This is a genomic window from Nocardioides asiaticus (genome assembly GCF_040049175.1).
Lineage (GTDB): Bacteria > Actinomycetota > Actinomycetes > Propionibacteriales > Nocardioidaceae > Nocardioides > Nocardioides cheoyonin.
On record NZ_JBDZDM010000007.1, the window covers coordinates 298,892 to 321,208 of the forward strand.

Below are 22,317 nucleotides of genomic sequence, written 5' to 3' on the forward strand. Positions count from 1 at the left end.
CATGCCCGCACACGCCCCCGTCGCCCCCGACGAGCGCTCCGCTCTCGTCGGCTTCCTCCACCAGCAGCAGGACGCGTTCCGCAACGCCGCCTACGGGCTCACCGATGCCCAAGCGGGGATGAAGTCCTCGCCCAGCGAGCTCCGGATCGGCACGCTCGTCAAGCACCTCACTCTCGTCTCCGAGGACTGGCTCGCCATCGCCCTCGCCGCACCCGAGAAGGCGCTGGAGCACTCCGGCGAGGAGGCCTACGAAGAGTGGCTTGCGGCGTTCCGCTGGGGCGACGACGAGACGCTCGAGGCCGCGCTGGCGGCGTACGACGACGTGTGCGGCCGGGTGCTCGACGCCGTCCGCACGCTCGACCTCGACACGCCGGCGCCGGTGCCCGACGCGCCGTGGTTCCCGAAGGACGTCGAGGCCTGGTCGGTGCGCTGGGTGTGGTTCCACCTCTTCGAGGAGCTCGCCCGCCACGCCGGCCACGCCGACATCATCCGGGAGGGCATCGACGGCGCCCAGATGATCGAGCTCCTCGCCGGCCGCGAGGGCTGGCCCGAGACGCCGTGGGTCAAGCCGTGGCAGCCGCCGGTCGGGGTGTGAGGCCCGGCCGTCAGTCTGCGGCGTTCTCCTGCAGCCAGTGCTCCAGCCGCCGGTCCGGGACCAGCCACATCAGCGCCACCAGCACGTAGGGCACGATCGAGAATCTCGGGGCGACGAAGGCCAGACCGATCCCGCACAGGTAGAGCACCGGCGAGATCTTCCCCTTGACGTCGCGCCCGAGGGCCTCGGCGAGCCGCTTGCCCGACGGCAGCCGCTGGATCGAGAGCTGGAGCAGGTAGTACGCGACGGCGGCCCCGAGCAGGTTCGCGCCGTACAGGATCGCCGGGTCACGGGTCACGTGCTCCTCGTCGATCCACGCCGTCGACAGCGGGAAGAGGGAGAGCCAGAAGAGCAGGTGCAGGTTGGCCCACAGCACGATGCCGTCGACGTGCTCGACGATCTGGAACAGGTGGTGGTGGTTGTTCCAGTAGATCCCGACATAGATGAAGCTCAGCAGGTAGGTGAGCAGCGGCAGGCCGGTCTCGTGCACGAACGCGTCGAAGGTGGGCTCGTCGGGCAGGTGCAGCTCCAGCACCATGATCGTGATGATGATGGCGAGGACGCCGTCGCTGAACGCTTCGAGGCGACTGCTCTGCATGCCCCGATGATCTCAGCCGGCGCCGGCGGGGGCCGGCTGGGCGCCGTCCCGCGAGTCGCCGGCGTCCTCGGCGGTGAGCGGCTGGGCGATGCTCTCGAGCGAGCGCCCCTCCGCGCGTACGCCGAGGAACGCCTCGGCGATCCCGCCTGTGACCATCAGCGCGGCGCCGACGAAGTAGCCGACCGCGATCCCCGTGATGTCGCTGCTCGCCGAGGCCCGGTCGATGAGCCAGCCGAAGAAGAGCGGGCCGGAGATGCCGCCGGCCGCGGTGCCGACGGCGTAGAAGAACGCGATGCACAGCGCCCGGGTCTCCATCGGGAAGACCTCGCTGGCGGTGAGGTACGCCGAGCTCGCGCCGGCCGAGGCGATGAAGAAGACCACGGCCCCGGCGACCGTGAGGGTGATCGCCGACAGGCTGCCGAGGAGGACGCCGGTGACGGCGAGGAGCAGCCCGGAGACGACGTACGTCCCGGTGATCATCCGCACCCGGCCGACCCGGTCGAAGAGCGGGCTGAGAGCGAGCGCCCCGGCGAAGTTGGCGGCCGCGAACACGGCGAGGTACCAGCCGGCCTGCTTCACCCCGAGGAAGGTCGTGAGCGTGTCGCCGTAGGTGAAGAAGAACGCGTTGTAGAGGAACGCCTGGCCGATGAAGAGCGCCAGGCAGAGCACGGTCCGGCGCGGGTAGAGGGTCGTGACCGTCCGCGCGATCGTGCCGAACCCGATCGAGCGGCGCTGCCGGATCGTGATCGTCTCGTCGACCCCGCGGAGCCGCTCCCCCGTCTCCTCCGCGACCCGCTGCTCGACCCCGCTGACGATCCGCTCCGCCTTGTCCTCGCGGCCGTGGATGAAGAGCCAGCGCGGCGACTCGGGCACGTTGCGCCGGACCAGCAGGATGCCGACCGCGAGCGTCGCCCCGAGCGCGAACGCGATCCGCCAGCCCCAGGCCGCGTCGACGATCGTCGGGTCGAGCAGCGGCACCGTCAGCAGCGACCCGAGCGCGGCGCCGACCCAGTACGACCCGTTGATCGTGACGTCGACCCGTCCACGGTAACGGGCCGGGATCAGCTCGTCGACGGCGGAGTTGACCGCGGCGTACTCACCGCCGATCCCGGTGCCGGTGAGGAACCGGGCTGTGAAGTACCACCACGGTGCCGGCGCGAAGGCGGTCAGCACCGTCGCGCAGCCGTAGACGCCGAGCGTGACCAGGAAGAGCCGCTTACGACCGAACCGGTCGGTGAGCTGCCCGAAGACGAGCGCGCCGAGGCACGCCCCCGCGACGTACGCCGCACCCGCGAAGCCGACGTCCCAGCTGCTCATCCCGAGCCCCGTCGAGGGCGAGCGGAGCGCGTCGGACATCGAGCCGACGATCGTCACCTCGAGGCCGTCGAGGATCCAGACGGTGCCGAGCCCGACGATCACCATCCAGTGCCAGCGCGCCCACGGCAACCGGTCCAGCCGCGCGGGGATGTCGGTGGTGATGCGGCCGGTCTCGACACTCATGCCGAGCCGGTACCCGGCCCGAGGCGCGGGCACGTGCCGGCCGGCGTACGCCGGTCAGCGCTGGCTGTAGTCCCGGAAGCCGCGGCCGGTCTTGCGGCCGAGGTAGCCGGCGGTGACGAGGTGCTCCAGCAGCGGGGCGGGCGCGAAGCCGGGCTCGCGGAACTCGTTGTAGAGCTCCCGCTCGATGGCGAGCGAGACGTCGTTGCCGACCACGTCGAGGAGCTCGAAGGGACCCATCGGCAGCGCGCAGCCCAGCTTCATCGCGGTGTCGATGTCGTCGGCCGTGGCGTAGTGGGCCTCGAGCATCTTGACGGCGTCGTTGAGGTAGGGGAACAGCAGCGCGTTGACGATGAAGCCGGCCCGGTCCCCGCACGAGACGGGGTGCTTGCCGACCTTCTCGCAGAGCCCGCGGACCGTCTCCGCGACCTCCTCCGAGGTGGACACCGTCGAGACGACCTCGACCAGCTTCATGACCGGCGCCGGGTTGAAGAAGTGCATCCCGACGACGTCCTCGGGCCGCTTGGTGACCTTCGCGAGGGAGATGACCGGGAGCGAGGAGGTCGTCGTCGCGAGGACCGCACCCTGCTTGCAGATCTCGTCGAGGTTCTCGAAGAGGGCGGTCTTGGCGCCGAGCTCCTCGGCGATCGCCTCGACCACGATGTCGACGGAGGCGAGGTCGTCGAGCCGCGTGGTCCCGGTCAGCCGGGCGAGGATCTCCGGCTTGGCATCCTCCTCGAGCTTGCCGCGCTGGATCGCCTTGTCGAGCGACTTGGTCACGGTCGCCACCACGCCGTCGACCTTCGCCTGCGAGCGGCCGACGAACACGACGTCGTACCCGGCCTTGGCGAAGACCTCCACGATGCCGGTCGCCATCGTGCCGGTGCCGACGACGCCGACGGTCGAGACCGGGCGGGCCAGGTCGTGGGCCGCCCCGGACGCCGGGGTGAGCGCGTCGTCGACGACGATCGGCGAGTCCGGCGCCTCGTAGGTGTAGAAGCCGCGGCCGGTCTTCCGGCCGAGCATCCCGGCGGTGACCATCTGCTTGAGGATCGGGGCCGGCGCGTGCAGGCGGTCGCGGCCCTGGCGGTACATCGTGTCGAGGATCTCGTAGGCCGTGTCGAGGCCGATCAGGTCGAGCAGCGCCAGCGGCCCCATCGGGTAGCCGCAGCCGAGCCGCATGGCGGCGTCGATGTCCTCCCGGGTGGCGTAGTGGCCCTCGTACATCGAGACCGCGTGGTTGAGGTAGCCGAACAGCAGCGTGTTGGCGATGAAGCCGGCTCGGTCGCCACAGACGACGGGGCTCTTGCCGACCTTCTCGACGAGGGCGCGTGCGTCGTCGAGGACGTCGGGCTCGGTGACGACGGTGCGGACGATCTCGACGAACCTCTGCACCGGTGCCGGGTTGAAGAAGTGCACACCCACGACCCGACCGGGGTGCTTGCTCGCCGTGGAGATCTCCGTGACCGAGAGCGAGGAGGTGTTCGTGGCGAGGATCGTCTCGGGCGAGACGATGTCGTCGAGCGTGGCGAAGATCGACTTCTTGACCTCGAGCGACTCGACGACCGCCTCGACGACGAAGTCGGCGTCCTTGAGCGCCGTCGGATCGGTCGCGAAGCTGATCCGGCCGAGCAGCGTCTGCTGGTCCCCGGTGGACAGCTTGCCGCGCTTCACGGCGCGGTCGGTGGAGTGCTGCAGGTGGGCCCGGCCGCGGTCGACGGCCTCGTCGTTCTGCTCGACGCCGACGACGGTGAACCCGTTGCGGGCGAAGACCTCGGCGATCCCGGCACCCATGGTGCCGAGGCCGACGACGCCGACGGTGGAGAAGGTGCGCGCGCTCATGACCGGCACTATGCCACCCGCCACATCGGTCGTACGCCGCGGCCGCCCCCACGCGCAGCCGCGGCGTACTCCCTCGGGACCGCTCCCTCGGCGGTGGACTGGGGCTCACCTTGTGAGGCCGGACGAGGGCCGACCGGGCCGGAGGTCAGTGCGCTCATGCTGCGGAAGCGTGCCGCAATTTGCTACTCGTTGGTAACCCGATCGGCTGTGAGACGCGCCACCATGAGGACCCGACGGCCGTGCCGGTCGAGCCCGAGGGCGCGCTCCACCTCGACCAGCCGGCGGTGGAGTGGCGCGGCCGGCTCGGCCTCCACGAAGCCGCAGGTCGCGTAGAAGGGGGCGTTCCACGGGACGTCGGCGTACGTCATCAGGCTGATCCGCTCGTGGCCGCGCTCCGCCGCCCCGGCCTTGGCGGCCTCGACCAGCGTCCGGCCGTGGCCGCGCCGCTGCCGCTCGGGCCTCACCGAGACCTGCTCGAGGTGGGCCCACCCCTCGAGCTCCAGCACGTGGACGAAGCCGACGGCCGGCCCGCCCGCCTTCTCGGCGGCGACCAGCAGGAAGCCCGGCTCGGCGGCGCGGTGCTCCCCCGACGGCGGCGGGTCCCAGCCCGGGTCGTGGCCGAACCAGTCGGCGAACTGCCGGTCGCCGGCCACCTCGATCTCGGCGAGCACGAGGAGGTCGGCACGCGTCGGAGGGCGTACGAACGTCACGGCGCTCACTGTAGATTCAGGCCGCGTGAGACTCGTCGTCGCAACGTGCCAGGTCGACTACGCCGGACGCCTCACCGCCCACCTGCCGATGGCCACCCGGGTGCTGATGCTCAAGGCCGACGGGTCGGTGCTCGTCCACTCCGACGGCGGCTCCTACAAGCCGCTCAACTGGATGTCGCCGCCGTGCACGCTCAAGGAGGGCACCGCGGAGGACGGCCGGGTGGAGTGGACCGTCACGAGTCAGAGCTCGACCAGAGGGCCGGACGACACGCTGCGGATCCTCATCGACGAGATCCACCACGACACCTGGCACGAGCTCGGCGTGGACCCCGGGCTGCAGAAGGACGGCGTCGAGAAGCACCTGCAGGAGCTGCTCGCCGAGCATCCCACCACCTTGGCGCCGGGCCTGACGCTCGTACGCCGTGAGTATCCGACCGCGATCGGTCCGGTCGACCTGATGTGCCGGGACGGCGACGGCGTCTCGGTCGCGGTCGAGATCAAGCGGCGCGGGGAGATCGACGGCGTCGAGCAGCTGACCCGCTACCTCGCGCTGCTGAACCGCGACCCGCTGCTGACCGTCAACGGCGCGGTGCGCGGGATCTTCGCGGCGCAGGAGATCAAGCCGCAGGCCCGGGTGCTCGCGACCGACCGCGGGATCACCTGCACCGTCGTCGACTACGACGCGCTGCGGGGTCTCGACGACCCCAGCGACCGGCTCTTCTGAGCCCGTGTCACACTTCCGCCCATGTCAACCCACGGGAGCGGGTCAGGCATGGGGGTACGCCGACTTGAGGACGACGTCAGCGCCGTCTACGAGATGATGGGGCACCTGCTGACGATGCAGCAGATGCACATCGCCGAGTTCCGGGCCGTGCAGGCCCGGGTCAGCAGCGTCGACCGCAAGATCGACGCCACCGACGCGCGGATCGAGGCGATCGAGCGCCACCTGGACGCGCTCACCCGCTACCTCTCCGAGCTGCTGATCAGGCTCGACGCCTGAGGCGGCTGGGCCCGGTCCCACCGGCGTACGCCGCTCAGACCGCACGCAGCCTCTGCGCGTCGTCGTAGGCCACCAGCTGGACGAGCCGCGCGCGGGTCTCCTCATCGCGCGGGGAGTAGACGGTCATCCGGGTGAAGCCGTCGTTGCCGACGGCGAACCGGGTGGCGGTCAGGTGGAGGTCGCCGACCGGGCTCTTGAAGTCCTTGGCCGGCACGGCGCGGTCGACCACCTCGTGGCGGCGCCAGATCGCGTCGAACTCCTCCGACGCCTCGCGGAGCCGCTGGACCAGCTCGGTCCACAGCGGGTCGTCGAGATGCTGGGTCATCGCTGCCCGCATCGTGCCGACGAGGTGGGTCGCCGCCTCCTCGCGCTTGCCGTGGAGGCAGAGGTCCTGCCAGTAGGGGTGGGTGAAGAAGAGCCAGGCGTGGTTGCGCTCGCCGGGCTCCATCGAGTCCAGGTCGCCGGCCATCCGGTTGTAGGCGCGGTTGTAGGCGAGGATGTCGTAGCGCTGCGACAGCACGACCGCGGGGAACGGGTCGAGCTGGTCGAGGATCTCCGCGCCGGCGGTGCTGATCGTGGTGCACTGGCTCGTCGGCCCGACGACGGTCACGCCGGCGAGCTGGAAGAGGTGCCAGCGCTCCTGGTTGTCCATCTTGAGGGTCCGGGCGATCGCCTCGAGCACCTGCACGGAGGCGTTGATCTCCCGGCCCTGCTCGAGCCACGTGTACCACGTCACCCCGACGCCGGCGAGCATCGCGACCTCCTCGCGGCGCAGCCCCGGCGTACGACGCCGGCCTCCGGCCGGGAGGCCGACGTCGTCGGGCGTGATCCGCTGTCGACGGGTCCGCAGGAAGTCGGCGAGCTCGGTCCTGCGGGCGGTGGCACTGGACGTCATGCCACTATCGTCACCCTAAACGGAGACGGTTTCCAGGTAGTGCCAGTACCAGGATCACCAGGCTCTCACCACCAGGATGCGAGGGCGCGGATCGTGGATGACATGGCAACCGACCTCACTCTCCCCGGCGCCTCCGCCGCCACCGCGGCCGAGCCGCGCCGGATGCACCCGGTCGCCCTCGCCGCCGCACTTATGGCGGTGATGGTGCCGGTCATGTCCTTCTTCAGCGTCAACGTGGCCCTCGGCGAGATCGGAGGCGAGCTGGACGCGTCAGCCGGCATGCTGCAGCTCGTCGTGGCGGCCTACGGCGTCGTCTACGCCTCGCTCGTCGTCATCGGCGGCCGGCTCGGCGACTCCTTCGGCCGCAAGCGGATGCTCATGGTCGGGCTGGTGCTCTTCGCCCTGACCAGCTTGCTCTGCGCCGCCGCCCAGAGCCCGATCCAGCTCGTCGGCGCCCGGTTCGTCCAGGGCGTCGCCGCCGCCTTCGTGATGCCGCAGGTGCTCGCGACCATCCACGCCAGCACCGACGGCCACCACCGCGACCGCGCCATCGCGTGGTTCGGCGCGACCGCCGGGATCGCGACCAGCCTCGCCTTCCTGCTCGGCGGCAGCCTCTCCGACTCCACGCTCGGCTGGCGGGCGATCTTCTGGATCAACGCGCCGATCGCCGCCGTCGTGCTCGTCGGCATCGCGCGCTACCTGCCCGAGAGCAAGGCTCCGAGCCGGTCGCAGCTCGACCTGGTCGGCGCCGCGCTGCTCGGGGGCGCCATGACGCTGCTCATCCTCCCGCTCACCGAGGGCCGCGCCCTCGGCTGGCCGACCTGGACCTGGATCTGCCTCGGTGCCTTCGTGCCCGTCGCGGTCGCCCTCGTCGGCTGGCAGACGCGGCTCGAGCGGCGGGGCGGTCTCCCCCTCGTCCCGCCGACGCTCTTCCGCTTCCGCAGCATCGGCGTTGGGCTCGGCATCGCGGCACCGTTCTTCGTCGCCTTCGGCGGGTTCATGTTCATCTACTCGCTCGTCGCCCAGGTCTCCGGGATGACGCCACTGCGGATTGGCGTGAGCCTGCTGCCGATGTCGATCGCCTTCCTGGCCGCCTCGCTCCTCGCCGGCCGACTCGTGCCGCGCTACGGCGCCTCGGTGCTCACGGTCGGCTCGGTCATCGCCGTCCTCGGGTACGCCGCGGTCGGCTGGACCGTCGCGCACACCGACGGCTCGTTCACCCTCGGCGACCAGTTCGTGCCGATGCTGGTGGGCGGCTTCGGGCTCGGCCTGGTGATGCCGCCGCTGATGGGCATCGTGCTGAGCCAGGTCCACGGCCACATGGCCGGCCTGGGCAGCGGCCTGCTCATCACCACGCAGCAGGCCTGCCTCGGACTCGGCTCCGCAGTGGTCGGCTCGATCTACCTGTCCTGGGGCGGCGCCGACGGGTTCGCCGGTACGGCGTACCTCCTCGCCGCGGTCATGCTCGTCATCGCCGGGCTGACGAGGCTGCTGCCTCGCGCACGAGCGTGACGACCTCCTCCGCGCATCCCCAGCTGAGGGTGACCCCGGCGCCACCGTGGCCGTAGCAGTGCACGACCCGGCCCTCGCGCTCCAGCCGGACCGAGGGCCGGGCCGGGCGCAGCCCGACCCGGTGCGTCCGCACCGTGGCGTCGGCGATCTGGGGCACGGCCTCGGCGGCGCGGGCCAGGATCGTGTCGGCGACCACCGGGTCCGGCGTCAACTCCTCGGCGTGCTCGACGGCCGTGCCACCGACCAGGATGTCGCCCCCGCGCGGGAAGACGTAGACCGGCCCGTCCGCGGTGTCGGACTCCAGCCACTCGGTGAGTCCGCACTGGTCGAGGACGACGACCTGCCCCTGCACCGGGAAGACGCTGCCGTCACCCACCAGCTCGCGGGCGCCGAGCCCGGTGGCGTTGATGACGACGTCGCCGTCGAGGGCGTCGAGGTCGCTCACCGTGGCCGTGGTGATCGTCCCGCCGGCGTCGAGGACCCGCTGCTCCAGCCAGGCCAGGTAGACCGGCATCTCCACCACCGGGGAGGTGAACGTGATGCCGCCGTCGTGCCGGACCAGATCGGTGACGGGCGCCGCCCACCACAGGTCGTCCTCGGGCGCAGCCATGGTGCCGCGCGCCATCCGGACCCCCGACTCGGGCGCCTCCTGCGCCAGCCGGGCCAGCTCGTGGAAGGAGTGGGTCGCCCAGGCCGCCACCCGCTCGCGCGGCTCGGCGAGATAGGGGAACCAGAACCCGCCGGCGACGGCGGACGTCGTCGCGGTGGTGCGCTCGCGGGCGAGTACGCCGACGGCGTACCCCTCCTCGAGGAGGCGCAGCGCGCAGCTGAGCCCGATGACGCCGGCGCCCACCACGGTGACCCGCGGCCCGGCATCGGGCGCGACGGCCCGCTCCTCGGCCACGCTCAGGCCCCCGCGACCGGCGGCGCGGTCGGGTCTGCGGCCTCGGTGCCGGCCTCGCGGGCGACGTACTCCTCGATCTGCTCCACGTCGTCACGGTTGCGGGTCACGACGTTGAGCAGGTCGCTCATCGTCGAGACCTCCTCGACCTGCTCCTTGATGAACCAGCTCATGAACTGCTCGGAGGCGAAGTCGACCTCCTCGCGGGCGATCCGGTAGAGATCGTTGATCTGCTCGGTGACCCGCTTCTCCTGCTCCAGCGCCAAGGCGACCGGCGCGACGACGTCGGCGAAGTCGTTGACCACGGCGGGCACGGCGGGGATCTCGACCCGGGCGTCGGTGTCGAGGAGGTACTGCACCATCATCAGGGCGTGGTCCCGCTCCTCGGCGGCCTGCCGGTAGAAGAACGCCGCCATCTGGGGCAGCGTCAGCGCGTCGTAGTAGACCGCGCAGGCGAGGTACTGGTTGTGGGAGGCCAGCTCGTTGCCGATCTGGGTGTTGAGCTGCTTGACGAAGCGGTCGGCGGGCAAGGGGTGCTCCAGTCGCGTGAGGGTCAGACTGCGGCGAGTCGCTTCTTCGAGACCGGTCTGCCGTCGAGCCTGACGAGCTTGCGCTTCCTGACCGTATACCCGTCGGGCAGCGTGCCCTCCTTCAGCATCCTGATCGGACACCGGCTGCACCGCTTCTTCGACACGCAGCACTCGAGCTTGGGCGGCTTCCTCTTCCCCACGGCCGAGACCCTAGCACCGGATTAGGGCAGCCTTACCTCCGACCGGTCCACGGACTTCAGCGGCCGGGTCAGTCCTCCAGTCCGTTGGCCTTGCGGATCACCTCGACGATGTCGGCCATGATCTCGGTCAGGCCGAAGTCCTTCGGGGTGTAGACCGCGGCGACGCCGAGCTCCACGAGTCGCTTCGCGTCGGAGTCCGGGATGATCCCGCCGACGATGACGGGTACGTCGCCCATCCCGGCCTCGCGGAGGCCCTCGAGCACGGCCGGCACCAGCTCCATGTGGGAGCCGGAGAGGATCGAGAGCCCGACGCAGTGGACGTCCTCGGCGACGGCGGCCGAGACGATCTGCTCCGGGGTGAGCCGGATGCCCTGGTAGACGACCTCGAAGCCGGCGTCGCGGGCGCGTACGGCGACCTGCTCGGCCCCGTTGGAGTGGCCGTCGAGACCGGGCTTGCCGACCAGCAGTCGCAGCCGCCCGCCGCCGTGGCCACTCAGCTCCTCGCCGGTCTGCCGGACCCGCTCGCGCACCTTGGTCAGCTCGGCGCCGGCCGCGCCGCCCTGCGACACGCCGCCGGCGGCGCCGGAGACGCCGGTCGGTGCACGGAACTCGCCGAACACGCCGCGCAGGGTCTGCGCCCACTCCCCCGTGGTCGCGCCGGCACGGGCTGCCGCGAGGGTGGGGTACATGAGGTTCTCGTCGGTCTTCGCGGCGGCTGCGAGGGCGGCGAGCGCCTCGGCGACCTCGGCCTCGTCACGCTGGGCCTTCCACGCGCGTACCGACTCGAGCGCGGCCTCCTCGGCCTTCGGGTCGGCGACCATGATCGCGGTGTCGAGGTCGGCGGTCAGCGGCGACGGCTCGGTGGTCGTGAACCTGTTGACCCCGACGATGGTCTCCTCGCCGGACTCGATCGCGGCGCGGCGTCGCGCGTGGGAGGAGACCAGCTCCTGCTTCATGTAGCCGGAGTCGACGGCGGCGATCGCGCCGCCCATCGCCTGGACCCGGTCGATCTCCGCCTTGGCGCCCTCGACCAGCTCCGCGACCTTGGCCTCGACGACCGGGGAGCCGTCGAAGAGGTCGTCGTACTCCAGCAGGTCGGACTCGAAGGCGAGCACCTGCTGCAGGCGGAGCGACCACTGCTGGTCCCAGGGCCGCGGGAGGCCGAGGGCCTCGTTCCACGCCGGGAGCTGTACGGCGCGAGCCCGCGCCTTCTTGCTCAGCGTCACGGCGAGCATCTCGAGCACGATCCGCTGGACGTTGTTCTCCGGCTGCGCCTCGGTCAGGCCGAGGGAGTTGACCTGGACGCCGTAGCGGAAGCGGCGCATCTTCTCGTCGGTGACGCCGTACCGCTCCCGGGTGATCTCGTCCCACAGCAGGACGAAGGCGCGCATCTTGCACATCTCCTCGACGAACCTGACGCCTGCGTTGACGAAGAACGAGATCCGGCCGACGACCTTGCCGAAGTCCTCCTCGGACACCTGCCCGGACTCCTTCACCGCGTCCAGCACGGCGATCGCGGTGCACAGGCTGTAGGCGATCTCCTGCACCGGCGTCGCGCCGGCCTCCTGCAGGTGGTAGCTGCAGACGTTGATCGGGTTCCACTTCGGGATCTGGTGGACGGTGTAGGCGATCATGTCGCTGATCAGCCGCAGGGAGTGCTCGGGCGGGAAGACGTAGGTCCCGCGGGAGAGGTACTCCTTGATGATGTCGTTCTGTGTCGTGCCCGCGAGCTGGGCGGCCACCTCCTCCGGCGTGGCCCTCCCCTCGGGTACGCCGGCCTGCTCCTCCGCGACGACCTGGTAGAGCGCCAGCAGCCACATCGCCGTCGCGTTGATCGTCATCGAGGTGTTCATCTCGGTGAGCGGGATCTGGTCGAACAGCGTGCGCATCTCGCCGAGGTGCGGGACGGGCACGCCGACCTTGCCGACCTCTCCGCGGGCGAGCGGGCTGTCGGGGTCGTAGCCGGTCTGGGTCGGCAGGTCGAAGGCCACCGAGAGACCGGTCTGGCCCTTCTCGAGGTTGGTGCGGTAGAGCGCGTTGGACGCCTCGGCGGTCGAGTGGCCGGCGTACGTCCGCATGACCCACGGACGGTCCTTCGCTGTGGCTTCCGTCATACGGGCGAGCGTAGGCCCTCGGTTACCACTTGGTAACCGGTCATCGCTGTGGAAAATGCCACTCGGCCGGATCAGGCGCTGATCAGGCCGGACTCCAGGTGGAGCGCCGGATAGAGCCGCGAGAGGTGCAGCATCCGGCGTACGGCGGGACCGCACCCGCGCACGGTCAGCTGCTGTCCCTGGGCCAGGGCGCGTCGCGTGGCCACGGCGAGCACCTTGAGTGCCGTGACGTCGACGGTCGTGACAGCGGAGAGGTCGACGACGACGTCCTCGTCGTGGTGGCTCTCCAGGTGGTCGTAGATCGCGTTGCGGACCTCCCACGTGCTGCGCACGTCGAAGTCCCCACTCAGCACGAGCGTCGGTCCAACAGTCTGGATGTCCATCTGCCCTGCCCCCGTTCCCCCGAGAGTGACGCCGCCGGAGCCTCGTTGGTCCTCGTACCCGTCGAGACGCCGGATACCAACCACTATGACGCGACGGTCCCGGAGTTTGGTTGCACCACACCAGCGACATCTCATGCCGCGCAGACGAATTTCATCCGCCGCGCACGGTCTCCTCGGCCTCGTCGGCCCCGGACGGTGCCGGCGGCGCCGGCGGCGCGCCGCCGAGGCGCTGCCAGACGGCCGGGGTGAATGCCGCGTCGAGGAGCGCGAGGGCCTCGCTCACCTCGTCCACCGCGGCGTCCCCGGCGGCCGCCGCCCGGGTCGGCCCACCCGGCTCGCCGCGCATCCGCCGACGTACGCCGCCCACCTGGCGCGCCCACGCCACGAGGGTGGCGCGGTGGTCGCCGAGCCGCTCGGGCCCGACGGCGGCGAGAGCGTCCCGGACGGACCGCAGCAGCGTCGCGAGGTCGGCGGGGTGGGCGTCGGCGTGCGGCGCGAGGAGCTGGTGGAGCGTGCGGCGGTGGAAGCGGTACGCCGGCTCCAGCTGCTCCACCTGTCCGGCCGCCGTCGCGAAGGCGGCCCGTTCGGTCGCGGCGTCGTGGGGGCGCTCGCGGAGGGCGGTGAGCAGCCCGCTCAGCGCGGCGAGCGCGTCAGCCCAGCGCCGCCGGAAGACGTCGTTGCTGCGCACCGGCAGTAGGCACCACGAGACGGCGACCGCCACCACCGCCCCGAGCGCGACACCGAGGAGCCGGTCGCCGAGCTCGCCGGTGCCGCCGATCCCGAAGTAGCCGTGCAGCAGCGCCAGCATCGCCGTCACACCCCCTGCCCAGTAGGCATAGCTCAGCGGCCGCAGCCACTGCGCAAGCGCCATCACGACGAACAGCAGCACGATCGCCGTACGGTCGCCCGCCGGGAACGCGCCGGCCAGCAGCGTCGCCGACGCCGTGCCGACCAGCGCACCCGCGAGCCGCAGGACGCCCTTGTGGAGCACGTCGCCCCTACCCCGGTTGCCGCTGCACACGACGTAGCAGCTGAGCACCAGCCAGGGCCAGTGGTCGGGGAAGAGCCAGCGACCGACGGCGTACGACGCCGCGAGGCCGACCAGGAGCTGGACCGCCATCCGGGTGCTGGCCGGCAGCCGCCTGGTCGTCGGGCGCTGCGGCGACGGCGCGTGCAGCGGCGGGTCGACGAACCCGGTGCGCCAGGCGAGGAGGTGGACGGCGCCGACGACGGCGAACGCGAGCAGCGCCATCGCGGCAGGCCATAGGGAGCGTGCGGTGTCCGGCCCGACCGGGACCGGCACGACGAGCAGCGAGACGAACGGCAGAGCGACGAGGCTGCCGAGGACCGTCCAGGCGCGGCCGAAGCGGCGGACCCAGACGGCGAGCGCGAGCACCAGGCAGAACACCGCGCCGCCCAGCCAGCGATGGTCGGCGATGAGCCGGCCGACCTCCGTGGCGGCGAGCGCGACCAGCGGCAGGGCGACCGCCCGAGCCACCAGCCGGCCCCCGCCCCAGGCCCGCTCCCGACTGATCACCCGGGCGAGGGTGAGGGCCAGGACGGTCGCCAGGACGACGACGTCGAGGTGCAGCCCGGCGGCCCGCTCGATCGGCCAGGCGGCGTACCACGTCACCAGCACGCCGACCATCGTCACGAGCGCGGGGCGTACGTCGGGCGGACTCACGCGGGCCAGTCTGCCGCCTACGGGATCTCCTAGGCTTGCCGTCATGGTCAACCTGACGCGGATCTACACCCGCACCGGCGACGCCGGCGAGACCCGGCTCGGCGACATGAGCGTGACGGCGAAGACCGACCTGCGGCTCGAGGCGTACGCCACCACCGACGAGGCCGGCGCCGCGATCGGCGTCGCGCTCGCCCAGGCGGCGGTCGCCGGCGGGCTCGACGAGGACGTCGTCACCGTCCTCACGACCGTGCAGAACGACCTCTTCGACGTCGGCGCCGACCTGTCCACCCCGGTGGTGGACGACCCCGCGTACCCGCCCCTGCGCGTCGAGCAGGCCTACGTCGACCGGCTCGAGGGCTGGTGCGACCACTACAACGAGTCGCTGCCGAAGCTGCGCTCCTTCATCCTCTCCGGCGGCACCGTCGCGGCCGCCCAGCTGCACGTCGCCCGCACCGTCGTACGCCGGGCGGAGCGGGCCGCCTGGGCGGCGTACGCCGTGCACGGCGAGACGATGAACAGGCTCGCCATCACCTATCTCAACCGGCTCTCGGACCTGCTGTTCATCCTCGCCCGCTACGCCAACCGCGAGCGCGGCGACGTCCTCTGGGTCCCCGGCGGCGACCGGTGAACGGCCACAGCGTCGTCTGACGCGCGCGGCTGCAAGGCCGAGGAGCGAAGGCGGCCTTTGAGCGGAGCGGGCCGTCGAGCGACGAGAACGCCGCAGACGCGCCGTCAGGCGGCGCTGGCTAGACCCAGCCGCGCTTGCCGGCCTCGAAGCCGAGCTGGAGGCGGGTGTCGACGCCGGCGCGGTCCATCATCTGCCGGACCCGGCGCTGGACGGTGCGCAGCGAGAGCCCGAGCTGGCTGCCGATCGAGGCGTCCGTGAGACCGGCGAGGAGCAGCGAGAGCACCTTGGTGTCGAGCGGCTCGAGCCGGTCGGCGCCGAGCTCGCTGACCCCGGTGGTGGCCGGCACGATCCGGGAGGCGCTGCGCCAGACGAAGTCGAAGACCGCCAACAGCGCGTCGAGGAGGCCGCTGGGGTGCACGAGCAGGGCGTCGCGCACCGGCTCCTCGCCGTCGCGCGGTGTCATCGGGATGAGCGCGAGCTCACGATCGACGATGACGAGCCGGAGGGGTACGGCGGGCACCACCCGCAGCTCGATGCCCATCTCGAGGGCGATCTCGGCGTTCCGGTAGAAGCCGGGCTCCTCGAAGGAGGACCGCTCGAGCACGACGCTGAACCGGACCCCGCGCTCGACCGCGGCGCGCTCGGCATCGTCGTTCTGCTCGCGGGTCACGACCGCCGCCTCCTTGCGGACGAGGGTCTGGAACTCGCTGCGCGCGGAGTACTGCAGCTGGGCGAACCGCTGCGCGATCGCGTCCGGGCCGTGGACGACGTCCACGACGTCGGCGACCTCGCGGCGGGCGACCGCGCCGCGGTAGAGACCCGCCAGCTCGGCCATCTCCACCTGCGCCCGGCGGAGGTCCTCCTGGCGCTGCACGAGCAGCGCGCCGAGCGCGACGGCCGGCGGGGACGCGACGTACCGCTCGCGGCCTGCCGACGCCCGCGCCACCAGGCCCTTGCTCTCGAGGGACGCGAGCACTCGGGCCGCCTCGAGCGCGTCCAGCCCGGTCGCCTCGGACAGCTCCGGCGTGCTGCTGGAGGTGACCCCGACGAGGTGCCGGTAGGCGAGCTCCTCGGCACCCTGCAGTCCCAGCACGTCCAACATCCTGCGCTCCTTCGATGGCTCGGAGCCGCGCGTCGACCCGGTTCGAGGTGGCAGCAATACGACACTGCGCATTCCCGCCAGCATCCTAGTCCTGACTAGTTGACGGCTTTACGGCAGACTGATGCGAACGCACCGCTTCGGTTCGAATCCCCCCGCTCGAACCGGAGCGGTGCCTTCCATTTCGGCCCCCGTGCCTCCGCGCGAGGATGGGCCCGTGACGAGAGTGCCCACGGCGAGCGGCCGCCGCGTCTCGGCGAGCGCCGTCTTCGACCCGACCGGCCGCTACCGCTACCTGCTCTCCCGGGTCTGGTCCGGGCAGCTCCCCCGCTGCTGCTTCGTCATGCTCAACCCGTCGGCCGCCGACGCGACCACCGACGACCCGACGGTGCGCCGCTGCGCCTCCTTCGCCGGGTCGTGGGGGTACGGCGGCGTCGACGTCGTCAACGTGTTCGGGCTGCGGGCGACCGTGCCCGCGGCCCTGCGGTACGCCGATGACCCGGTCGGGCCGGGCAACGACGAGGCGGTCCTCGCAGCGGCGCGCGACGCCGGGCTGGTCGTCGCGGCCTGGGGCGACCACGGCGCCTGGCGCGGCCGCGACGTCGTCGTACGCCGGATGCTGGAGGAGGCGGGGACCGTGCTGTCCTGCCTGCGGCTCACGAAGCGCGGGCATCCCGGGCACCCGCTGTACGTGCCGGCTCGGGCGACGCCGCGCCCCTATCCCTGACCGTCGGCGTGGCCGAGCGACTTCTCCGGAGCGACCAGGTCGCGCACCCGGCGCTTGAGGTCGGTGATCTCGGGGAACCCGCCGTCGCGCTTGCGGTTCCACACGGCGTGCTCGGCGCCGTCGGCGGTCACGTCGATCCGGAAGATCCCGCCCTTCCCGGGCGCGAGCGCGACCTCGCCCACGTCGTCGGCGAAGGTCTGGAGCAGCTCACCGGCGTACCACTGCGCGCGCAGCAACCACTTGCACTGGGTGCAGTAGGTGATCACGATCCGCGCGGGCACGCGGCCATTCTCGCCTACGTCGTCGGGTAGGGGCCGCGCCGTCCGAAGACCCGCAGGACCCACGGGTAGCGGAACGTCGAGCCGGTGAGCGCGACGACGGCGGCGACGACCGCGACGATCCAGGCGACGGCGTACAGCACCGCGCCGAGGCCGAACGTCACGATCGCGACCAGCAGCAGCGTCAACTGGAAGTTGAGCGCGCCGGCCGCGTGATGGCGTACGAAGGCCGAGCGACGGCCCGCCGTGGCGAGGACGAGCGCGGGCCCGACGAGGACGGGTACGACGCCGGTGGCCTGGGCCAGCGCGCCGATGAGCCGCTCGTCGTCGGTCGGCGGCGCGAGCGGGGAGCCGTCGGGGTTCAGCGGCCGCGTCGGGGCCGGTCGGTCGAGGTCGTACACGACCGCCCACAGCTCGCCGGCGGTCCTCGCCGTCATCGCCCGTTCCAGCCGGAGATCGAAGGCGTCGCGGTCGAGCCGGCCGTCGGCGTACGCCACCTTGAGCCGGTCGACGAGCGTCTCGCGGTCGGCGTCGCCTGCGCGATAGTCGCTGCTGGCCGTCCTCATACCTCGATCGTGGACCCGGGCCGGACCCGCCACCATCGGGGATCACCCTGAGGCCGCCCTGCCACCGTCTTCCACAGGCGGGCCGTCGAGGGTTCGAAGTTGTCGGGACCGGCTGGGAGACTCGTGGCATGGCCATCCTCGACGAGCTCACCGACGCGGTGCTGCGCGAGTCCTTCGACTCGCTGACGCTGCACCGCGGTCGGGACTACGCCGCGGAGGGCCGCGTCTCGAGCCCGCGGATCACGAGCATGGGCGAGACGTTCGTGACCGCCTCGGCCAACGTCGCGGGGAGCCGGCCGGTGCCCTACCGGGTGCAGCTCACCGCCGACACCGACGAGGGCGGCGTGTGGCTGATGACCTCCTGCAGCTGCCCGGTGCGGCGCGACTGCAAGCACGGCGCGGCGCTCGCGGTGACGCTGGCGCACCCGTTCGAGGAGGAGTCCACCGGCCCCGCGTGGGAGGAGCAGCTGCGCGGCCTGCTCACCCAGCTGGCCGAGGAGGCGAGACCGGACACCGACGCCACTCCCCTGGCGGTCGAGGTGACCCTCGAGAGCGGTCGGTCGACCTACGCCAGGCAGATGCCGCCGAGCGTCCGGATCAGGCCGCTGCGGCTCGGCAACCGAGGGCGCTGGGTCAAGACCGGGGCCGACTGGCCCGACCTCACCAAGGCGATCCCCGGCAAGGACTTCCCGCGGGCGCAGCTGCGGCCCATGCAGGAGCTCGCCCGGGCGATGCAGCAGGAGCGGCTGTACTGGTACGGCGGGTCGGCGGTCCCCCTCGAGGACTTCGGTGCCCGCGGGGTCGAGCTGCTCGGCCAGGCCTCCGCCGGCGGAGTCACGCTCCTGCCCGGGCCGGGGGTCAACGCCGTCGAGGTCCTGGACGCCCCGGTCGCCCTGTCGGCTCAGGTCCGGAGGGCCGAGGGGCGCACCGAGCTCCGCTTCGGCCTGGCCTACGCCGACCGGCTGCTCACCGGGCCGACCGTGCTGCCCCTCGGGCGGCCCGCCCACAGCGTGGCGGTCGCCGACGAGGGCACGCTGCTCCTCGGCCGGCTCGAGCACCGCCTGACCGAGCAGGCGCAGGCGCTGGTGACCGCCGGAGCGCCCCTGAGCGTGCCCGACGAAGAGACCGGCCGACTGGAGTCGCTGCTCGGCCCGCTGGCCCGGCTGGTGCCGGTGCTCTCCCCGGACGAGTCGGTGACGGTCCCCGAGACTCCGCCGCCGGTCCTCCGGCTGACCGTGACGTGGGACAGCGCGACCCACGCGACGCTGGCATGGCAGTGGATCTACGGCGAGCGGGTCTACGCCGTCGGGTCGACCGACGACTTGGCCCTGCTGCGGGACGCCGACGCGGAGACCCGTATCAGGGAGCAGGTGCCGTCGGGGCTCCTGACGCTCACCGAGGCCTCCGATGGCGACGCCCTCGCGCTCGCCATCCACGACCTGCCGGACCTGCGGGAGCTGCCCGACGTCGAGGTCGTCGAGCGGGAGCGGCCGCGTTTCCGCGAGGCCGAGGACGACCCCGAGATCAGCTTCGAGCTGGTCGAGCCGCCCGAGCTCGGCACCGACTGGCTCGACCTCCAGGTCGTCATCACCGTCGACGGCGAGCCGGTCCCGCTCCCCGACGTGCTGGCCGCGCTCACCCGGGGCGCCGACTTCCTGGTGCTGCCGAGCGGGCTCTACCTCAGCACCGACCGCCCCGAGTTCGCCAAGCTGCGCGACGTCGTCGAGGCGGCCGCGCAGCTGCACCAGCGCGCCGACGGCCGGATCGGGGTCGGCAAGGTCGACCTCGGCGTCTGGGCCGAGCTGGCCGAGCTCGGCGTGGTCGACCACCAGGCGGCCGAGTGGGTCGAGCGGGCTCAGGCGCTCCGCGACCTGATCGACCTGCCCCGGCCCGAGCCGGTCGGGCTGGCGACGCAGCTGCGGTCCTACCAGCTCGACGGCTTCCACTGGCTCGCCTTCCTCCACCAGCACGGCCTCGGCGGCATCCTGGGCGACGACATGGGGCTCGGCAAGACGCTGCAGGTGCTGGCGCTGGTGGCCCATGCGGTGGCCGGCGGCAGCGAGCGGCCGTTCTTGGTCGTCGCGCCGACCAGCGTGCTCAGCGCCTGGCGCACCGAGGCCGAGCGCCACGCCCCCGGACTGCGGGTCGCGACCGTCGAGCGCCGCACAGACGACGTGGCCGCGGCAGCGGCGGGGGCCGACCTGGTCCTGACGACCTACGCCATCCTCCGGCTCGAGCAGGACCAGTTCGCCTCCTTGCCCTGGGCGGGGCTGGTCCTCGACGAGGCCCAGCAGGTCAAGAACCACCAGAGCAAGACCTACTCCGCGGTCCGGCGGGTCGAGGCGCCGTTCCGGCTCGCCGTCACCGGCACCCCGTTCGAGAACCGCCTGATGGAGCTGTGGGCGCTGCTGTCGATCGTGGCTCCGGGGCTCTACCCCTTCCCGCGGCAGTTCCGGGAGCAGGTCGTCGTGCCGGTCGAGAAGAACGGCGAGGAGGGCGCGCTGCGCCGCTTCCGCAAGCGGATCAGGCCGTTCCTGCTGCGTCGCACCAAGGAGCTGGTGGCCGCCGACCTGCCGCCGAAGCAGGAACAGGTGATGACGGTGGAGCTGTCACCGCGCCACCGCAAGCTCTACGACGCCCACCTCGCCAAGGAGCGGCAGCGGATCCTGCACCTCCTCGACGACTTCGACGAGAACCGCGTCGCCATCCTCTCCGCGCTCACCAGGCTGCGCCAGCTCGCCCTCGACCCGGCGCTCGTCGACACCGACCAGGAGGGCGTCGGCTCGGCCAAGCTCGACACCCTGGTCGACCACCTCGCCGAGGTCACCGCCGAGGGCCACAAGGCGCTGGTCTTCAGCCAGTTCACCTCCTTCCTCGGCCGCGCCCGCGAGCGGCTGACTGAGGAGGGCGTCGCGACCGCCTACCTCGACGGCTCGACCCGCGACCGCGGCGCCGTGGTGGAGCGCTTCCGGGCGGGCGAGGCGCCGGTGTTCCTGATCTCGCTGAAGGCGGGCGGCGTCGGGCTGACCCTGACCGAGGCCGACTACGTCTTCGTCCTCGACCCGTGGTGGAACCCCGCGGCCGAGGCGCAGGCGGTCGACCGCGCGCACCGGATCGGCCAGACCCGCCACGTGATGGTCTACCGGCTGGTCTCGGCCGACACCATCGAGGAGAAGGTGATGGAGCTCAAGGGCCGCAAGGCGGAGCTGTTCGCGCGGGTGGTCGACGGGCAGGGGGCGATGAGCGCCGGCATCGACGCCGACGACATCAGGCGTCTGTTCGAGGAGTGACCTCGCCCGCCGTCCGCACCCGGCCGGCCGCCCCCGGCGCGGGACGCGCGGCGAGCGCCGCCGCGGCCGCGGGCAGCATCAGGCAGGCGACCACGAGCAGGGAGCGGAGCGTGCCGACGTGGTCGCCGAGCCAGCCGAGGACCGGCGGCCCGGTGAGGAACGCCGTGTAGCCGATGGTCGAGAAGACCGCGACCCGGGCCGGCGCCCGTGCGGGGTCGTCGGCGGCGGCACTCATCCCCACCGGGAAGCCGAGCGACGCGCCGAGGCCCCACACCGCCACCCCGACGAGAGCGAGCCCGAGGTGGCCGGCGTACACCGTGAGGAGGAGGCCGGCCGTCGCGGCCGCGGCGGTCGCCCAGAGCGTGCGGACCCGGCCGTAGCGGTCGAGCGCCAGCCCACCGAACCAGCGTCCCAGCGTCATGCAGCAGACGAAGACGGCGTACCCGGCGACGCCGACCCAGTGCGCGGTGTCGTACCCGTCGATGACGGCGAGCGTCAGCCAGTCGTTCGCGCTGCCCTCGACCGCGGCGAAGGTCAGCACCATGACGCCCAGCGCCAGCGTGCGCGGCTCGCGCCACGCCGACCGGCCGCGTACGCCGACCGGCTCGGGCCCGGGCGCGCCGACATCCGGCGCCGCGCCGTCCTCTGCGCCGTCCTCCGCGCCGCCCTCCGCAGTGGGGAACGCCGCGGAGCCCCGGAGCGCGCCGCCGACGACGACCAAGCCGACGAGGGCGAGGTGCCAGACCACGGGTACGGGGACGGCCGCGAACGGGATGCCGACGACGCTGCCGGCGATCGAGCCGACGCTCCACATGGCGTGGAAGCGCGGCATCAGGGTGCGCCCGGCGCGCCGCTCGACCTCGGCGGCCTCGACGTTCATGGCGACGTCCCAGAGGCTGAAGCCGACGCCGTAGACGAAGAGCCCCGCCGCGGCCAGCCAGGCGAGGTCGACGACGGTGGCCCCGACCCCGGCCACGAGCATCGCGGCCGCCGACGCGCACGAGGCTCCGCGGACGGCGCCGGCGGTGCCCCACCGCTCGACCACCCGACCGGCGAGCGGCAGTGCCGAGACCGAGCCGGCCGACGCCGCGAACAGCAGCAGTCCGAGCTGTCCGTTGGTCAGGTCGAGGGACGCGCGGATGTCGGCCAGCCGGGAGACGAAGCTCGCCAGCAGCACACCGCTGAGGGTGAAGGCCAGCGTGACGCCGGTCCGCTCGGAGACCGGGCGGGCGAGCGGGGACGTCACCTGCTCATCCCACCAGATCTCG

The 22,317-nt window shown here is 72.3% G+C and carries 22 protein-coding genes; 7 read left to right on the forward strand and 15 right to left on the reverse strand.

Going from position 1 to position 22,317, the window contains the following annotated elements; all coding sequences use genetic code 11:
* The first annotated feature begins 1 nt into the window (after position 1).
* Complete coding sequence (locus ABLE53_RS23170; protein WP_348861537.1) at positions 2 to 595, forward strand: DinB family protein; 594 nt, start codon at positions 2 to 4, stop codon at positions 593 to 595.
* Positions 596 to 605: 10 nt separating this feature from the next.
* On the opposite strand, the gene ABLE53_RS23175 is transcribed toward ABLE53_RS23170, so the two are convergent.
* The 4 genes from ABLE53_RS23175 to ABLE53_RS23190 form a co-directional block, all read right to left on the reverse strand.
* Complete coding sequence (locus tag ABLE53_RS23175; RefSeq protein ID WP_348861538.1) at positions 606 to 1,193, reverse strand: TMEM175 family protein; 588 nt, start codon at positions 1,191 to 1,193, stop codon at positions 606 to 608.
* A gap of 12 nt (positions 1,194 to 1,205) precedes the next feature.
* A complete protein-coding gene (locus tag ABLE53_RS23180) occupies positions 1,206 to 2,693 on the reverse strand; it encodes an MFS transporter (RefSeq protein WP_348861540.1) in 1,488 nt (495 codons plus the stop codon).
* Between the two features lie 54 nt (positions 2,694 to 2,747).
* Positions 2,748 to 4,532 carry a 3-hydroxyacyl-CoA dehydrogenase family protein gene (locus tag ABLE53_RS23185; protein WP_348861541.1) on the reverse strand — a complete coding sequence of 595 codons (1,785 nt, stop codon included), beginning with the start codon at positions 4,530 to 4,532 and terminating at the stop codon, positions 2,748 to 2,750.
* 182 nt (positions 4,533 to 4,714) lie between these two features.
* Complete coding sequence (locus tag ABLE53_RS23190; protein WP_348861542.1) at positions 4,715 to 5,242, reverse strand: GNAT family N-acetyltransferase; 528 nt, start codon at positions 5,240 to 5,242, stop codon at positions 4,715 to 4,717.
* 25 nt (positions 5,243 to 5,267) lie between these two features.
* On the opposite strand from ABLE53_RS23190, the gene nucS reads away from it, so the two are divergent.
* Together nucS and ABLE53_RS23200 are read left to right on the forward strand one after the other, a co-directional pair.
* On the forward strand, positions 5,268 to 5,966 hold the full coding sequence (nucS, locus tag ABLE53_RS23195; protein ID WP_348861543.1) for an endonuclease NucS: 699 nt from the start codon (positions 5,268 to 5,270) through the stop codon (positions 5,964 to 5,966).
* Between the two features lie 21 nt (positions 5,967 to 5,987).
* Complete coding sequence (locus tag ABLE53_RS23200; RefSeq protein WP_348861544.1) at positions 5,988 to 6,242, forward strand: hypothetical protein; 255 nt, start codon at positions 5,988 to 5,990, stop codon at positions 6,240 to 6,242.
* A 34-nt stretch (positions 6,243 to 6,276) separates the two neighbouring features.
* Here the strand turns inward: ABLE53_RS23200 and ABLE53_RS23205 are convergent, their stop codons facing one another.
* Positions 6,277 to 7,137: a helix-turn-helix transcriptional regulator gene (locus ABLE53_RS23205; protein ID WP_348861545.1), complete on the reverse strand. Its 861-nt coding sequence runs from the start codon at positions 7,135 to 7,137 to the stop codon at positions 6,277 to 6,279.
* 102 nt (positions 7,138 to 7,239) lie between these two features.
* Between ABLE53_RS23205 and ABLE53_RS23210 the strand changes: the two genes are divergently transcribed.
* On the forward strand, positions 7,240 to 8,649 hold the full coding sequence (locus ABLE53_RS23210) for an MFS transporter (RefSeq protein ID WP_348861546.1): 1,410 nt from the start codon (positions 7,240 to 7,242) through the stop codon (positions 8,647 to 8,649).
* Here ABLE53_RS23210 and ABLE53_RS23215 read toward each other — a convergent pair.
* From ABLE53_RS23215 to ABLE53_RS23240, 6 genes are all read right to left on the reverse strand, one after another.
* Complete coding sequence (locus ABLE53_RS23215; RefSeq protein ID WP_348861548.1) at positions 8,606 to 9,553, reverse strand: FAD-dependent oxidoreductase; 948 nt, start codon at positions 9,551 to 9,553, stop codon at positions 8,606 to 8,608. The two genes, ABLE53_RS23210 and ABLE53_RS23215, sit on opposite strands and share 44 nt — an antisense overlap.
* A 2-nt stretch (positions 9,554 to 9,555) precedes the next feature.
* Positions 9,556 to 10,080 (reverse strand): ferritin, encoded by a 525-nt coding sequence (locus ABLE53_RS23220; RefSeq protein WP_348861549.1) that lies wholly within the window; start codon positions 10,078 to 10,080, stop codon positions 9,556 to 9,558.
* 23 nt (positions 10,081 to 10,103) lie between these two features.
* Positions 10,104 to 10,280, reverse strand: a complete 177-nt coding sequence (locus ABLE53_RS23225) for a hypothetical protein (RefSeq protein WP_348861550.1) — start codon at positions 10,278 to 10,280, stop codon at positions 10,104 to 10,106.
* A 68-nt stretch (positions 10,281 to 10,348) separates the two neighbouring features.
* Complete coding sequence (locus ABLE53_RS23230) at positions 10,349 to 12,394, reverse strand: protein meaA (RefSeq protein ID WP_348861551.1); 2,046 nt, start codon at positions 12,392 to 12,394, stop codon at positions 10,349 to 10,351.
* Positions 12,395 to 12,465: 71 nt separating this feature from the next.
* Positions 12,466 to 12,777 (reverse strand): STAS domain-containing protein, encoded by a 312-nt coding sequence (locus ABLE53_RS23235; RefSeq protein WP_348861552.1) that lies wholly within the window; start codon positions 12,775 to 12,777, stop codon positions 12,466 to 12,468.
* A 151-nt stretch (positions 12,778 to 12,928) separates the two neighbouring features.
* Positions 12,929 to 14,461 (reverse strand): FUSC family protein, encoded by a 1,533-nt coding sequence (locus ABLE53_RS23240; protein WP_348861553.1) that lies wholly within the window; start codon positions 14,459 to 14,461, stop codon positions 12,929 to 12,931.
* Between the two features lie 43 nt (positions 14,462 to 14,504).
* On the opposite strand from ABLE53_RS23240, the gene ABLE53_RS23245 reads away from it, so the two are divergent.
* Positions 14,505 to 15,089: a cob(I)yrinic acid a,c-diamide adenosyltransferase gene (locus tag ABLE53_RS23245; RefSeq protein WP_348861554.1), complete on the forward strand. Its 585-nt coding sequence runs from the start codon at positions 14,505 to 14,507 to the stop codon at positions 15,087 to 15,089.
* A 118-nt stretch (positions 15,090 to 15,207) separates the two neighbouring features.
* Here the strand turns inward: ABLE53_RS23245 and ABLE53_RS23250 are convergent, their stop codons facing one another.
* Positions 15,208 to 16,191: a helix-turn-helix domain-containing protein gene (locus ABLE53_RS23250; protein WP_348861555.1), complete on the reverse strand. Its 984-nt coding sequence runs from the start codon at positions 16,189 to 16,191 to the stop codon at positions 15,208 to 15,210.
* 214 nt (positions 16,192 to 16,405) lie between these two features.
* Between ABLE53_RS23250 and ABLE53_RS23255 the strand changes: the two genes are divergently transcribed.
* Complete coding sequence (locus ABLE53_RS23255) at positions 16,406 to 16,915, forward strand: DUF1643 domain-containing protein (RefSeq protein WP_348861556.1); 510 nt, start codon at positions 16,406 to 16,408, stop codon at positions 16,913 to 16,915.
* On the opposite strand, the gene ABLE53_RS23260 is transcribed toward ABLE53_RS23255, so the two are convergent.
* Together ABLE53_RS23260 and ABLE53_RS23265 are read right to left on the reverse strand one after the other, a co-directional pair.
* Positions 16,906 to 17,196: an Rdx family protein gene (locus tag ABLE53_RS23260; RefSeq protein ID WP_348861557.1), complete on the reverse strand. Its 291-nt coding sequence runs from the start codon at positions 17,194 to 17,196 to the stop codon at positions 16,906 to 16,908. The genes ABLE53_RS23255 and ABLE53_RS23260 overlap by 10 nt on opposite strands.
* Before the next feature lie 14 nt (positions 17,197 to 17,210).
* Positions 17,211 to 17,759, reverse strand: coding sequence for a DUF1707 domain-containing protein (locus ABLE53_RS23265; RefSeq protein ID WP_348861558.1), 549 nt, complete (start codon positions 17,757 to 17,759; stop codon positions 17,211 to 17,213).
* A gap of 128 nt (positions 17,760 to 17,887) precedes the next feature.
* On the opposite strand from ABLE53_RS23265, the gene ABLE53_RS23270 reads away from it, so the two are divergent.
* Positions 17,888 to 21,049, forward strand: coding sequence for a DEAD/DEAH box helicase (locus tag ABLE53_RS23270; protein WP_348861559.1), 3,162 nt, complete (start codon positions 17,888 to 17,890; stop codon positions 21,047 to 21,049).
* Here the strand turns inward: ABLE53_RS23270 and ABLE53_RS23275 are convergent.
* Complete coding sequence (locus tag ABLE53_RS23275) at positions 21,027 to 22,295, reverse strand: MFS transporter (protein WP_348861560.1); 1,269 nt, start codon at positions 22,293 to 22,295, stop codon at positions 21,027 to 21,029. The two genes, ABLE53_RS23270 and ABLE53_RS23275, sit on opposite strands and share 23 nt — an antisense overlap.
* Between the last annotated feature and the right edge of the window lie 22 nt (positions 22,296 to 22,317).

What these genes read in the sequence shown, in the direction of transcription:
- ABLE53_RS23250 (WP_348861555.1), bottom strand. Translation starts at nt 16,191, where the DNA reads ATGTTGGACGTGCTGGGACTGCAGGGTGCCGAGGAGCTCGCCTACCGG.
- ABLE53_RS23205 (WP_348861545.1), bottom strand. Translation starts at nt 7,137, where the DNA reads ATGACGTCCAGTGCCACCGCCCGCAGGACCGAGCTCGCCGACTTCCTG.
- ABLE53_RS23235 (WP_348861552.1), bottom strand. Translation starts at nt 12,777, where the DNA reads ATGGACATCCAGACTGTTGGACCGACGCTCGTGCTGAGTGGGGACTTC.
- ABLE53_RS23230 (WP_348861551.1), bottom strand. Translation starts at nt 12,394, where the DNA reads ATGACGGAAGCCACAGCGAAGGACCGTCCGTGGGTCATGCGGACGTAC.
- ABLE53_RS23170 (WP_348861537.1), top strand. Translation starts at nt 2, where the DNA reads ATGCCCGCACACGCCCCCGTCGCCCCCGACGAGCGCTCCGCTCTCGTC.
- ABLE53_RS23175 (WP_348861538.1), bottom strand. Translation starts at nt 1,193, where the DNA reads ATGCAGAGCAGTCGCCTCGAAGCGTTCAGCGACGGCGTCCTCGCCATC.
- ABLE53_RS23185 (WP_348861541.1), bottom strand. Translation starts at nt 4,532, where the DNA reads ATGAGCGCGCGCACCTTCTCCACCGTCGGCGTCGTCGGCCTCGGCACC.
- ABLE53_RS23210 (WP_348861546.1), top strand. Translation starts at nt 7,240, where the DNA reads ATGGCAACCGACCTCACTCTCCCCGGCGCCTCCGCCGCCACCGCGGCC.
- ABLE53_RS23200 (WP_348861544.1), top strand. Translation starts at nt 5,988, where the DNA reads ATGTCAACCCACGGGAGCGGGTCAGGCATGGGGGTACGCCGACTTGAG.
- ABLE53_RS23245 (WP_348861554.1), top strand. Translation starts at nt 14,505, where the DNA reads ATGGTCAACCTGACGCGGATCTACACCCGCACCGGCGACGCCGGCGAG.
- ABLE53_RS23265 (WP_348861558.1), bottom strand. Translation starts at nt 17,759, where the DNA reads ATGAGGACGGCCAGCAGCGACTATCGCGCAGGCGACGCCGACCGCGAG.
- ABLE53_RS23270 (WP_348861559.1), top strand. Translation starts at nt 17,888, where the DNA reads ATGGCCATCCTCGACGAGCTCACCGACGCGGTGCTGCGCGAGTCCTTC.
- ABLE53_RS23180 (WP_348861540.1), bottom strand. Translation starts at nt 2,693, where the DNA reads ATGAGTGTCGAGACCGGCCGCATCACCACCGACATCCCCGCGCGGCTG.